Below are 13289 nucleotides of genomic sequence, written 5' to 3' on the forward strand. Positions count from 1 at the left end.
CATATGCCAAGGGCATCAGGAAGCGTCCTCCGGGCCCGCCGGGGGTGTTCTCCGGGATACCCCGGCCACCGGCGATAAACGAAGCGCTTCGCCGCGCCGCGTCGTACACTGGTCGGTCCACCGCAGGCCGGTTCCCCGCACGGGAACCGGCCTGAACGTCCCTCAAGGAGGTGCGCCCGGATGACCAGCACGGTCCCCGCGCTCGGAACCCGTTCGGCCGAAGGTTCCGCCCTGCAAGCGGTCCTCCTCGACATGGACGGCACCCTGGTGGACACCGAGGGCTTCTGGTGGGACGTCGAGGAGGAGGTCTTCGCCGCCCTCGGCCACACCCTGGACGACTCCTGGAAGCACATCGTGGTCGGCGGCCCGATGACCCGCAGCGCCGGCTTCCTCATCGAAGCCACCGGCGCCGACATCACCCTCGCCGAACTCAGCGTCCTGCTCAACGACGGCTTCGAGGCCCGCATCAGCACCGGCCTGCCCCTCAAACCCGGCGCCGCCCGGCTGCTCGCCGAACTGCACCAGCACCGCATCCCCACCGCCCTGGTCTCCGCCTCCCACCGGCGCATCATCGACCGCGTCCTCGCCGTCCTCGGCCCGCACCACTTCGCCCTGTCCATCGCCGGCGACGAGGTCAGCCGCACCAAGCCCTTCCCCGACCCCTACCTCCTCGCCGCCGCCGGACTCGGCGCCCACCCCGCCCGGTGCGCCGTCGTCGAGGACACCTCCACCGGCGTCGCCGCCGCCGAGGCCGCCGGCTGCCGCGTCGTCGCCGTACCCTCCCTCGCCCCCATCGGCCCGGCCGAACGACGCACCGTCGTCCCCTCCCTGGAACACGTCGACCTCGCATTTCTGCACGGCCTGATGACGGAAATGCCCTAGCCGTTCACCCAGCGTGCAAAGGCCATTGACCGCCCGCCTCGAATAACCGCGGAAGCACGTCCAGAGAAATTCACGGCATGCCCACACGGCCGAATTCGACCGCCGGCCCGCCCAGTTGAAGTTGTGACGTTCGCCACCCCGGGACCCCTCGACAAGAGGTGACGAGTGTGCAGACCGACCCGGTTCGACCGGGAACGGCGGTTCCTTGTGTCCCGATTGGTGAGACGCTGCACTAATCCTGCCACTGTCGGGTTTTCGGTGTGTCCACACCCGGTTTCACAGCGTGATGAAGAGTCAACTCACGCGGCTGTGAACGCCCCACGGGGCGCGGACTAATCTCGACGCGAGAACATCACCGAAGAAACCCCCGTGCCCCGCCGCGCGCCACCCATGCGCGCCGGAAACACGGACCCGAACAGCTCTGGAGAAACCCCCGCATGAACCGCAAGACTTTGGTGCTGCCGGCGGTGGCCGGCCTGCTCACCCCGGTCCTCGCCGCGTGCGGCGGATCGGGCAGCGGGAGCAAGGGCGGCGACGCCATCGTCGTCGGCACCACGGACCGGTTCACCGTCACCAAGGACGCCCCCGCGCCCGTCGACCCGGCCTACGCCTACGACGTCGGCAGCTGGAACCTCCTGCGGCAGACCGTCCAGACCCTCATGGCCGAGCCCAAGGGCGAGGGCGACCCGGTCCCGGACGCCGCCGAAAGCTGCGGCTTCACCGACAGCGGCAGCGAGCGCTACGCCTGCAAGCTCCGCGAGGGCCTCACGTTCGCCAACGGCGACCCGGTGACCGCCCAGGACGTCAAGTTCTCCATCGAACGCGCCCTGCACCTCAAGGCCGACAGCGGTGTCTCCTCGCTGCTGAACACCATCGACACCATCGAGACGCAGGGCGACCGCGAGGTCGTCTTCCACCTCAAGACGGCCGACGCCACCTTCCCCTACAAGCTGTCCACCCCGGTCGCGGGCATCCTCGACCCCAAGGACTACCCCAAGGGCTCCCTGCGCGACGGCTTCCACCTGGACGGCTCCGGCCCGTACACCTTCCAGGCCGAGGTCAAGAACAACGCGATCGACAGCGTGACGTTCACCAAGAACCCCCACTACAAGGGGGCCCAGACGGTGAACAACAACAAGGTCGTGGTCCGCTCCTTCGCCGATGCCGACGCCATGGGCGCCGCCATCGACAAGGGCGACATCGACGTCATGACCCGCACCATGTCGCCTGCCCAGATCCAGAAGCTGGACTCCGGCAGCGACGACAACGTCGACCTCGTCGACATGCCGGGCCTCGAGATCCGCTACCTCGCCTTCAACACCAACGCCCCCACGGTGAAGTCCAAGGCCGTACGCCAGGCCATGGCCCAGCTCATCAACCGCGGCGAACTGGTCTCCAAGGTCTACGGCACCGAGGCCGAGCCGCTGTACTCGCTGGTCCCCGCCACCGTCACCGGGCACTCCAACTCGTTCTTCAACAAGTACGGCAACCCCAGCGCCGCCAAGGCCAAGAACCTCCTCGCCAAGGCCGGCATCACCACCCCGGTGAAGCTGACCCTGCACTACACGACCGACCACTACGGCACGGCCACCAAGCAGGAGTTCGAGGTCCTCCAGAAGCAGCTCAACGACAGCGGCCTGTTCGACGTCACCATCCAGGGCCACCCCTGGGACGCCTTCCGCCCCGCCGAGGAGAAGGGTCAGTACGACGTCTACGGCATGGGCTGGTTCCCCGACTTCCCCGACGCCGACAACTTCCTCGCGCCGTTCCTCGACAAGGACAACTTCCTCGGCTCGCCGTACTCCAACAGCGACATCCAGCGGAACCTGATCCCGCAGTCCCGCCGCGAAGCCAACCGCCTCTCCGCCGCGGACAGCCTGACCAAGATCCAGGACGACGTCGCCGAGGACGTCCCGGTCCTCCCGCTGTGGCAGGGCAAGCAGTACATCGCCGCCCGCGACGACATCACCGGCGTCTCCTACGCCGTCAACTCCTCCTCCACGCTCCAGCTCTGGGAGCTCGGCCGGGGTGTGAGCGGCTGACACGCCGACAGCAGCGATGAAGGGCGCCCCTCTCCGCACAGGGAGAGGGGCGCCCTTCGCCGTCGTACCGAACGGGCCTCCCGGCCGCCTACTGCGCGCCGGGACGCACCAGACCGCTCTCGTACGCGTACACCGCAGCCTGCACCCGGTCCCGCAGACCCAGCTTGGTCAGCACATGCCCGACATGCGTCTTGACGGTCGTCTCGCTGACGAACAGATCGGCCGCGATCTCCGCGTTGGACAGCCCCCGCGCCACCAGCTTCAGCACCTCCACCTCACGGTCCGTGAGCGTGTGCAGGGTGTCCGGAACCGGGTCCTCGCCCGAGGGCAGATGCGTCGCGTACTTGTCCAGCAGCCGGCGCGTGATGCTCGGCGCCAGCATCGCCTCACCGCCCGCCACCACCCGGATCGCCTGCACCAGCTCGTCCGCGGGCGCGTCCTTGAGCAGGAAACCGCTGGCACCGGCGCGCAGCGCCTCCACCACGTACTCGTCCAGGTCGAAGGTCGTCAGCACCAGCACCTTCGCCGGGCCGTTCCGCTCCGGACCGCTGATCTGCCGGGTCGCCTCGACCCCGTCCATCCGCGGCATACGGATGTCCATCAGCACGACATCCGGCTGGAGGGCCCGCACCTGATCGAGAGCCTGCAGGCCGTCACCGGCCTCGCCCACGACCGCGAGATCCTGCTCGGCCTCCAGGATCATCCGGAATCCCGTACGCAGCAGGGGCTGGTCGTCGACCAGTAGGACGCGGATGGCCACGTGACACTCCTTCGCTAGTCCGCGCCCATTCTGCCCTGCGGCACACCGCCCGACTCCCGCGCCCTCACCGGCAGCGGATACGGCGGGGGAGTGCCCCCGAACTCCGGGCAGTGCGCCTGGTGATCGCACCAGCCGCACAGCTTCGTCGGCCGCGGCCGCCAGTCACCGCTCTCCGTGGCCTCCCGGATCGCGTCCCACAGCGCGCGCAGCCTGCGCTCCACCCGCTCCAGATCGGCGAGCACCGGATCGTACGTCCGCACCTCGCCGCTGCCGAGGTACACCAGCTGCAGCCGGCGCGGCACGACGCCCTTCAACCGCCACACCACCAGCGCGTAGAACTTCATCTGGAACAGCGCGCCCTCGGCGTACTCCGGCCGCGGCGCCTTGCCCGTCTTGTAGTCGACGATCCGCACCTCGCCGGTCGGCGCCACGTCCACCCGGTCGATGATGCCGCGCAGCCGGGGCCCCGACTCCAGCTCCGCCTCCACGAACAGCTCCCGCTCGGCGGGCTCCAGCCGGGTCGGGTCCTCCAGCGTGAACCAGCGCTCCACCAGCCGCTCCGCCTCGCCCAGCCAGCGCGCCAGCCGCTGCCCGTCCGGATCGTCCGCGAACAGCTCCGCCAGCTCCGGGCGGCTCTCGCGCAGCCGGTCCCACTGGCCCGGCACCAGCGCCCTGGCCCGCGGCGCGGTCCGCTCCCCGGCGGGCGCGTCGAACAGCCGCTCCAGCACCGCGTGCACCAGCGTGCCCCGCGTCGCCGCCTCGCTCGGCTTCTCCGGCAGCCGGTCGATCACCCGGAACCGGTACAGCAGCGGGCACTGCATGAAGTCACCGGCGCGGGAGGGGGACAGCGAGGCGGGGGCGGAGGCCGGGCGGGGGACGCGCGCCGCGGGCACCGCGGCAGGGGCGGCGACGGCTCCGGCGGGGGCACCGGCGGCGGGCACGGCGGATCCGGCGGCCGCGCCGGTCCGGGTGGCCTCAGCGGTCACGGCAGCCTCGGCGAGCCCGGCGGCCTCGGTGGTCCCCGCGGTCTGCGCGGTTTCGGCGGTCCCGGCTGCTTCGGTGGCCGAGGGGCTCGGCGCGGCTACGGCGTCCGGCGCGGCCGAGGGGCTCGGTACGGCCACGGGGGCGGGCGCCGGGGGCACCACGGCGCGGGGCGCCATGGCGTCCGGGGCCACGGTGTCCGTCGCCACGGCGCCGGTCGTCGCGCCCGCCGCCGGCGGATCCGTCGGCTCGGGACCGCTCGCTGCGGCTCCCGCCTCCTCGAAGCTGGTGTCCATGTCCACAGACCATACGGCCCACCACTGACAGTGACCCAGTTGCGGCCCGGACCGGGCGCCCGGCCACGGGGCGAACACCAGGGGTGCCGGGGCGAGGGGTGCCGGGGCGAAACGTGCCACCACGGCCGCATACCATCGATCAGAGACCCTTCCGCCCCAAGAGGCGCGGAAGACGCTTCGAACGAGGGGACACCGTGGACGTGAGCGGCGCGAGCGGGCAGCCGCGGTCCGGCGACGACCAGCCGACCGAGCACCCCGCAGTCCCAACGCCCCCGCCGCAGGCCCCCGAGGCCCCGGCACCGACGGAAGACGGCCCCGACACGGACCCCGCCGCCACCGGCACCCCCGGCCCGGAAGCCGCCCGCCCCGAAACCGCCCGCGCCGAGAAGCCCGAGGGCGAGACGCCCGGCCCCGCCGAGCCGGCCACGCCGGAAACCGGGCCGCACGAGGGCGGGACGCACGAGGCGGACGAGGCCGGGACGCGTCCCGCGCACACTCCGGCCGACGACGACACCGCGTCCCCCGCCGCCCCGCACCACGAGCCCCACCCCCACCCCGACCCCGAAGCCCACCGCACCCTCGCCCACACCGAACCCCACACCGAACCCCCACCGGCCCCGGCATGGCCAAGGGCGAACCCCCGCGCCCCCCCAAGGAACCCGGCGGCGGCATCCTCATGGGACGCCCCTTCGGCGTGCCCGTGTACGTCGCGCCCAGCTGGTTCCTCGTCGCCGCCCTGATCACCTGGGTCTTCGGCGGACAACTCGACCGCGTCCTGCCCGAACTCGGCGCCGCCCGCTACCTCGTGTCCCTGTTCTTCGCGGTCGCCTTCTACGCCTCCGTCCTCGTCCACGAACTCGCCCACACCGTCGCCGCGATCCGCTTCAAACTCCCCGTCCGTCGCATCCAGCTCCAGTTCTTCGGCGGCGTCTCCGAGATCGAGAAGGAAGCCGAGACACCCGGCCGGGAATTCGTCCTGGCCTTCGTCGGCCCGCTGCTCTCCCTCGTCCTCGCCGGACTCTTCTACCTCGCCATGAAACCCGTGCAGCCCGGCACCGTCCCCGGCGTCCTCCTCGCCGGCCTCATGGTCTCCAACCTCATCGTGGCCGCCTTCAACCTGCTCCCCGGCCTCCCCCTCGACGGCGGCCGCATGCTCCGCGCCGTCGTCTGGAAGATCACCGGCAAACCCATGAGCGGCACCGTCGCCGCCGCCTGGGTCGGCCGCGCCCTCGCCGTCGCCGTCCTCGTCGGACTGCCCCTGCTCAACTCCTCCGGCGGCCTCGGCGGCGGCACCGAGGACACCGGCGGCATGGACACCGTCACCGACGCCCTGCTCGCCGCCATCCTCGCCGCGATCATCTGGACCGGCGCCGGCAACAGCCTGCGCATGGCCAGGCTCCGCGAACACCTCCCCGAACTGCGCGCCCGCACCCTCACCCGCCGCGCCGTCCCCGTCGAGACCGACACCCCCCTCTCCGAAGCCCTGCGCCGCGCCAACGCCGCGGGCGCCCGCGCCCTCGTCGTCGTCGACGCCGACGGCCACCCCCTCTCCCTGGTCCGCGAATCCGCCATCGTCGGCGTACCCGAACACCGCCGCCCCTGGGTCCCCGTCAGCGGCCTCGCCCAGGACCTCACCGACGACATGCGCGTCTCCGCCGAACTCTCCGGCGAAGAACTCCTCGACGCCCTGCGCGCCGCCCCCGCCACCGAATACCTCGTGGTCGAGAACACCGGCGAGATCTACGGCGTCCTCTCCGCCGCCGACGTGGAACGCGCCTTCGTCAAGGCCATGGCCCGCCCCAGCTAGTGGTCGGCGGCCCGCCCCGCTGCCGGTAGTCTGGTCACATGTCCGAACCGACCGGTGCCGCCCGCAGGCGCGGGCCCTTCAAGGTCGGGGACCAGGTACAGCTGACCGACCCCAAGGGCCGCCACTACACGTTCACGCTCGAAGCCGGAAAGAACTTCCACACCCACAAGGGTTCCTTCCCGCACGACGAACTGATCGGTGCTCCCGAGGGCAGCGTTGTCCGCACCACCGGCAACGTGGCCTACCTCGCGCTGCGCCCCCTGCTCCCCGACTACGTCCTCTCCATGCCCCGCGGGGCAGCCGTCGTCTACCCGAAGGACGCGGGGCAGATCCTCGCCTTCGCCGACATCTTCCCCGGCGCCCGCGTCGTGGAGGCCGGCGTCGGCTCCGGCTCCCTCAGCAGCTTCCTGCTGCGAGCCATCGGCGACCAGGGCATGCTGCACTCCTACGAGCGCCGCGACGACTTCGCCGACATCGCCCGGCAAAACGTCGAACGCTACTTCGGCGGCCCCCACCCCGCCTGGCAGCTCACCGTCGGCGACCTCCAGGACAACCTGTCCGACACCGACGTCGACCGCGTCATCCTCGACATGCTCGCCCCCTGGGAATGCCTCGAAGCCGTCTCCAAGGCACTCGTCCCCGGCGGCATCCTGTGCTGCTACGTGGCCACCACCACCCAGCTCGCGCGCACCGTGGAATCCATCCGCGAGATCGGCTGCTTCAACGAGCCGACCGCCTGGGAGACCATGATCCGCAACTGGCACATCGAGGGCCTCGCCGTCCGCCCCGACCACCGCATGATCGGCCACACCGGCTTCCTGCTCACCGCCCGCCGCCTCGCCGACGGCGTCGAGCCCCCCATGCGCCGCCGCCGCCCCGCCAAGGGCGCCTACGGCGAGGACTACGCGGGACCCAACGCCGACGGCGGCACCGCCCGCTGAGCCACCCGCACCCCGCACAACACCAGGGCGCCGTGACCCAGTTCCCCGACCGACCCGGGAACTCGGCCACGGCGCCCACGCGTTGACAGGGCAGCAGACTCCCGGCCCACCGGCACGTCACCCCCCCCCCCCGCGGGCCCGCCACCACCGGGAATCCCGACCCCGCCGTTCCCACGCCCTGTGACGTGTGGCACCATGCAGGCCACACCCCCCGGCACAGCCCTCACAGGAGACACTCCTCGTGCAGCAATCCGCCGTTCCGGAGCTCGCCCACACCCACACCCGCCCCATCCACTGGCTCGCCACAGCCACCGCCGTCGCCGGCGTCCTGGCCCTCTCCTCCCTCGTCCACCCCGGACCGGCCACCGCCGCCCAGCCCGCCACCGCCACCAAAGCCGCCCCCGGCACCATGGCCGCGCCCCCCGCCACCACCGGCGTCACCTTCCCGCTCGACTGCGGACCCGAGAAGGCCATCGTCGTCAAAAAGGCCACCGGCGACCTCGACGGCGACGGCCGGCCCGAAACCGCCGCCGTCGTCCGCTGCGACAGCGCCATGGGCACCCCACCCGACGGCGTCTACGTCCTCACCCGCGCCGCCGACGGCCACACCCCCCGCGTCGTCGCCACCCTCGTCGACCCCAAGGACCGGCTCACCGTCACCGACTTCGCCCTGCACACCGGCACCGTCAGCGCCACCCTGCTCGGCTACTCCTCCGAGGCCGTACCCCGCTGCTGCCCGGACACGAAAACCCCGGCCGCATGGCACTGGAACGGCAAAGCCTTCCTGCGCACCACCCCGGCCGGGGCCCACAGCGTCTGACGACGCCACGTCCGAAAAACGCGGTTCACTCCGCGTCCGGACCATAAACCTCCACCCTGTCCAAAACCCTGCGCACATGGATGCACTCACCAGGACACTCCCTGGCCGAATCCACCACATCCGTGAGCAACGGCAACGGCACCGGCGTCACCGCCCCCGCCTCCTGGAGCAGCTCGTCGTCCGCGCCCTTCACATAGGCCAGACCGTCGATGTCCAGCTCGAACACCTCCGGGGCGTACTGGACACAGATCCCATCGCCGGTACACAGGTCCTGGTCGATCCACACCTCCAGCGCCTCACCGGACGGGGCCTCCTGCTGCACGGTCACCTCTCCTGACATCGGTACGCCGCACCCCCGGCACGGCACACACCGACCGGGACCACACCAGCGGCAGTCGAACACGCCCGACCCTACCCCCGCCCCCCGAACCGGCCGCCTCCGGCCGCCCACGGGTTTCCGCGCCCACCGGCTCGGGTACGAGCGCTCGACCAGAGACAGGACGCTCCAGACCCCGGACGCACACTTCCAGCCACACCCGCCATGACACCGCCAGGCCACACCGTCGCTCTACGTGATGACCGTACGAGCGGTCCCCGGCCTGCCCAACAACCCGCCCACCCGGCCCGGAGCCGACAACTCCGGCCACTCCCGAAGGGTTTCGACCGCGCCAACCAAGGAACAAGCGGCTTCCCCATCACGTTGAGTGGGTATCCACTCCGTGCGAGGGAGTGCGCACCGGGTGACCGACGACACACCTTGACAGTCATTGTGATCTAGGGGTTTCAATCGACACCCACCCAGGTAGGGTCTGGAAGCGTCCAGCTCCCCTTGGAGGAGGTGAGGACCGTGGCAGCCCACGACGACGACATGAACCGCGGCATCCGCCCGGGACGCGGGTCCGACGACCCGGCCGGGCAGATCGCCTATCTCGAGCAGGAGATCGCCGTCCTGCGCCGCAAGCTCGCCGACTCTCCGCGACACACGAGGATTCTCGAAGAGCGGATCGTCGAGCTGCAGACGAACCTGGCCGGCGTGTCCGCCCAGAACGAACGACTGGCCAACACCCTCCGCGAGGCCCGCGACCAGATCGTGGCCCTCAAGGAAGAAGTCGACCGGCTCGCCCAGCCGCCGGCCGGCTTCGGAGTCTTCCTGCAAGCCAACGAGGACGGCACCGCCGACATCTTCACCGGCGGCCGCAAGCTCCGCGTCAACGTCAGCCCCAGCGTCGAACTCGACGACATGCGGCGCGGCCAGGAAGTCATGCTCAACGAAGCGCTCAACGTGGTCGAGGCCATGCAGTACGAGCGCGTCGGCGACATCGTCACCCTCAAGGAGATCCTCGAGGACGGCGAACGCGCCCTCGTCCTCGGACACACCGACGAAGAACGAGTGGTCCGCCTCGCCGAACCCCTCCTCGACGTCACCATCCGACCCGGCGACGCCCTCCTGCTCGAACCCCGCTCCGGATACGTCTACGAAGTCGTACCCAAGAGCGAGGTCGAGGAGCTCGTCCTCGAAGAAGTCCCCGACATCGGCTACGAAGCCATCGGCGGCCTCGGCAACCAGATCGAGGCCATCCGCGACGCCGTCGAACTGCCCTACCTCTACCCCGACCTCTTCAAGGAGCACGAGCTGCGCCCGCCCAAGGGCGTCCTGCTCTACGGCCCCCCCGGCTGCGGCAAGACACTCATCGCCAAGGCCGTCGCCAACTCCCTCGCCAAGAAGGTCGCCGAAGTCACCGGCCAGGCCGCCGGCAAGAGCTTCTTCCTCAACATCAAGGGACCCGAGCTCCTCAACAAGTACGTCGGCGAAACCGAACGCCAGATCCGCCTCGTCTTCCAGCGAGCCCGCGAGAAGGCAAGCGAAGGAACCCCCGTCATCGTCTTCTTCGACGAGATGGAGTCCCTCTTCCGCACCCGCGGCTCCGGCGTCAGCTCCGATGTCGAGAACACCATCGTCCCGCAGCTCCTCGCCGAGATCGACGGCGTCGAGGGCCTGCAGAACGTGGTCGTCATCGGCGCCTCCAACCGCGAGGACATGATCGACCCCGCCATCCTGCGCCCCGGCCGCCTCGACGTGAAGATCAAGATCGAACGTCCCGACGCCGAGGCCGCCAAGGACATCTTCGGCAAGTACCTCACCGAGCGACTCCCCCTCCACACGGACGACCTCGGCGAACACAGCGGCGACAAGAACGCCACGGTCCAGGCCATGATCCAGACCGCGGTCGAGCAGATGTACGCCGAATCCGAGGAAAACCGCTTCCTGGAAGTCACCTACGCCAACGGAGACAAGGAAGTCCTCTACTTCAAGGACTTCAACTCCGGCGCCATGATCGAGAACATCGTCGGCCGCGCCAAGAAAATGGCCATCAAGGACTTCCTCGAAAAGACCCAGAAGGGCCTCCGCGTCTCCCACCTCCTCCAAGCATGCGTGGACGAGTTCAAGGAGAACGAGGACCTGCCCAACACCACCAACCCCGACGACTGGGCCCGAATCTCCGGAAAGAAGGGCGAACGGATCGTCTACATCCGCACCCTCATCACCGGAAAGCAGGGCGCGGACACCGGACGCTCCATCGACACGGTGGCGAACACCGGTCAGTACCTGTAAAAGCAGGGCGGCTGCGGGTGCCCACCACGGGCACCCGCAGCCGACTGCTATTCCGGCCACGACCGGAGCAGGCAATGACGCAAATGATCTCCCCACCAGCGCAAAGGCGTTCTAGGCTCTTTCCTACCGCCGAGTCGCGCAGTGCGGGCACGGGCACCGCACACGCACCGGAGCGCCAGCGGTACGTGAGCGGCACCCATCACCGAGGGCGCCGCCGGGCAAGGAGGGCCGCATGACCGTACGGCGAGTAATGGGCATCGAGACGGAGTACGGCATCTCCGTCCCCGGCCATCCCAACGCCAATGCCATGCTCACCTCGTCCCAGATCGTCAACGCCTACGCGGCGGCGATGCACCGGGCCCGCCGGGCCCGCTGGGACTTCGAGGAGGAGAACCCGCTGCGCGACGCGCGAGGCTTCGACCTCGCCCGGGAATCCGCCGACGCCAGCCAGCTCACCGACGAGGACATCGGCCTCGCCAACGTGATCCTCACCAACGGCGCGCGACTCTACGTCGACCACGCCCACCCCGAATACAGCGCCCCCGAGGTCACCAACCCCCGCGACGCCGTCCTGTGGGACAAGGCCGGCGAACGCATCATGGCCGAGGCCGCCGAACGAGCCGCCCAGCTCCCCGGCGCCCAGCCCATCCACCTCTACAAGAACAACACCGACAACAAGGGCGCCTCCTACGGCACCCACGAGAACTACCTCATGCGGCGCGAGACCCCGTTCTCGGACATCGTGCGCCACCTGACGCCCTTCTTCGTCTCCCGCCAGGTCTTCGCCGGCGCCGGCCGCGTCGGCATCGGCCAGGACGGCCACGAACACGGCTTCCAGCTGAGCCAGCGCGCCGACTACTTCGAGGTCGAGGTCGGCCTGGAGACCACCCTCAAGCGCCCCATCATCAACACCCGCGACGAACCCCACGCGGACGCCGAGAAGTACCGCCGCCTGCACGTGATCATCGGCGACGCCAACCTCTCGGAGATCTCCACCTACCTCAAACTCGGCACCACCTCCCTGGTCCTCGCCATGATCGAGGACGGCTTCATCGCGGTCGACCTGGCCGTGGACCAGCCGGTCCGCACCCTCCACCAGGTCTCCCACGACCCCAGCCTCAAGCACCTGGTCACCCTTCGCAGCGGGCGCACACTCACCGCCGTACAGCTCCAGATGGAGTACTACGAGCTGGCCCGCAAATACGTCGAGGAACGCCACGGAGCCGACGCCGACGAGCAGACCAGGGACGTCCTCAGCCGCTGGGAGGACACCCTCACCCGGCTGGAGAACGACCCCATGAGCCTCGCCGGCGAACTGGACTGGGTCGCCAAGCGCGAACTCATGGAGGGCTACCGCCGCCGCGACGACCTCGACTGGGACGCCGCCCGGCTGCACCTGGTCGACCTCCAGTACGCCGACGTACGGCCCGAGAAGGGCCTGTACAACCGCCTGGCGGCCCGCGGCCGGATGAAGCGCCTGCTGGACGAGTCCGAGGTCGAGCGGGCGCGCACCAAGCCGCCGGAGGACACCCGGGCGTACTTCCGCGGCCGCTGCCTGGAGCAGTACGCCGACGACGTCGCCGCGGCCAGCTGGGACTCGGTCATCTTCGACCTCCCCGGGCGGGACTCCCTCCAGCGCGTTCCAACCCTGGAACCGCTACGCGGAACGCGAAATCACGTCAAAGAGCTCCTGGACCGCTGCCGTACCGCGGAAGACCTGGTCAGGGTCCTGTCGGGCGGGTGAGCGGGGCCGGGGAAGTACGCGGTGCGGTCCGTGGCGGCGGGTGGAAATCCCGCCGCCCGGGAATCATCGAGATGGCCCCCGTACGTTGCATGAACTGCGGGGCCGATGTCGGACCCGGCTTGTAGGGTCTGATCATCACCGATCGGCAGGCTAACTGAGCGGGGTGAGGGTTATGGCAACCAAGGACACCGGCGGCGGCCAGCAGAAGGCCACACGGTCCACCGAAGAGGTCGAGGAGCAGGCGCAGGACGCCCAGTCCTCCGAGGACCTCAAGGAACGACAGGAGAAGCTGTCGGACGACGTGGACTCCGTCCTGGACGAAATCGATGATGTGCTCGAGGAGAATGCCGAGGACTTCGTGCGCTCCTTCGTTCAGAAGGGTGGAGAGTAGATTTCACCTTT

General features: G+C 70.0%; 11 protein-coding genes. 8 read left to right on the plus strand and 3 right to left on the minus strand.

Features of this window, described 5'->3' with window-relative positions; translation table 11 throughout:
• The first annotated feature begins 180 nt into the window (after positions 1–180).
• Positions 181–882 carry an HAD family phosphatase gene (locus GHR20_RS28570; protein WP_111585196.1) on the plus strand — a complete coding sequence of 234 codons (702 nt, stop codon included), beginning with the start codon at positions 181–183 and terminating at the stop codon, positions 880–882.
• Positions 883–1319: 437 nt separating this feature from the next.
• On the plus strand, positions 1320–2924 hold the full coding sequence (locus GHR20_RS28575) for an ABC transporter substrate-binding protein (protein ID WP_153814798.1): 1605 nt from the start codon (positions 1320–1322) through the stop codon (positions 2922–2924).
• A gap of 88 nt (positions 2925–3012) precedes the next feature.
• Here the strand turns inward: GHR20_RS28575 and GHR20_RS28580 are convergent, their stop codons facing one another.
• On the minus strand, positions 3013–3684 hold the full coding sequence (locus GHR20_RS28580) for a response regulator transcription factor (protein ID WP_111585198.1): 672 nt from the start codon (positions 3682–3684) through the stop codon (positions 3013–3015).
• Positions 3685–3698: 14 nt separating this feature from the next.
• Positions 3699–4577: a RecB family exonuclease gene (locus tag GHR20_RS28585; protein WP_243878410.1), complete on the minus strand. Its 879-nt coding sequence runs from the start codon at positions 4575–4577 to the stop codon at positions 3699–3701.
• 1006 nt (positions 4578–5583) lie between these two features.
• On the opposite strand from GHR20_RS28585, the gene GHR20_RS28590 reads away from it, so the two are divergent.
• From GHR20_RS28590 to GHR20_RS28600, 3 genes are all read left to right on the plus strand, one after another.
• Positions 5584–6768, plus strand: a complete 1185-nt coding sequence (locus GHR20_RS28590; protein ID WP_243878145.1) for a site-2 protease family protein — start codon at positions 5584–5586, stop codon at positions 6766–6768.
• Positions 6769–6806: 38 nt separating this feature from the next.
• Positions 6807–7709 carry a tRNA (adenine-N1)-methyltransferase gene (locus GHR20_RS28595; protein ID WP_111585200.1) on the plus strand — a complete coding sequence of 301 codons (903 nt, stop codon included), beginning with the start codon at positions 6807–6809 and terminating at the stop codon, positions 7707–7709.
• A gap of 241 nt (positions 7710–7950) precedes the next feature.
• Entirely contained in the window at positions 7951–8529 is a 579-nt protein-coding gene (locus GHR20_RS28600; RefSeq protein ID WP_153814799.1) for a hypothetical protein, read from the plus strand.
• A 25-nt stretch (positions 8530–8554) separates the two neighbouring features.
• On the opposite strand, the gene GHR20_RS28605 is transcribed toward GHR20_RS28600, so the two are convergent.
• Complete coding sequence (locus GHR20_RS28605) at positions 8555–8857, minus strand: ferredoxin (protein ID WP_111585202.1); 303 nt, start codon at positions 8855–8857, stop codon at positions 8555–8557.
• Positions 8858–9376: 519 nt separating this feature from the next.
• Between GHR20_RS28605 and arc the strand changes: the two genes are divergently transcribed.
• The 3 genes from arc (at position 9377) to GHR20_RS28625 (ending at position 13278) form a co-directional block, all read left to right on the plus strand.
• Positions 9377–11143 carry a proteasome ATPase gene (arc, locus tag GHR20_RS28615; RefSeq protein ID WP_111585203.1) on the plus strand — a complete coding sequence of 589 codons (1767 nt, stop codon included), beginning with the start codon at positions 9377–9379 and terminating at the stop codon, positions 11141–11143.
• 232 nt (positions 11144–11375) lie between these two features.
• On the plus strand, positions 11376–12887 hold the full coding sequence (dop, locus tag GHR20_RS28620; protein ID WP_343234398.1) for a depupylase/deamidase Dop: 1512 nt from the start codon (positions 11376–11378) through the stop codon (positions 12885–12887).
• A 172-nt stretch (positions 12888–13059) separates the two neighbouring features.
• Positions 13060–13278 (plus strand): ubiquitin-like protein Pup, encoded by a 219-nt coding sequence (locus tag GHR20_RS28625; RefSeq protein WP_037651273.1) that lies wholly within the window; start codon positions 13060–13062, stop codon positions 13276–13278.
• Positions 13279–13289 lie beyond the last annotated feature (11 nt).

The organism is Streptomyces sp. SUK 48 (assembly GCF_009650765.1).
Taxonomy (GTDB): domain Bacteria; phylum Actinomycetota; class Actinomycetes; order Streptomycetales; family Streptomycetaceae; genus Streptomyces.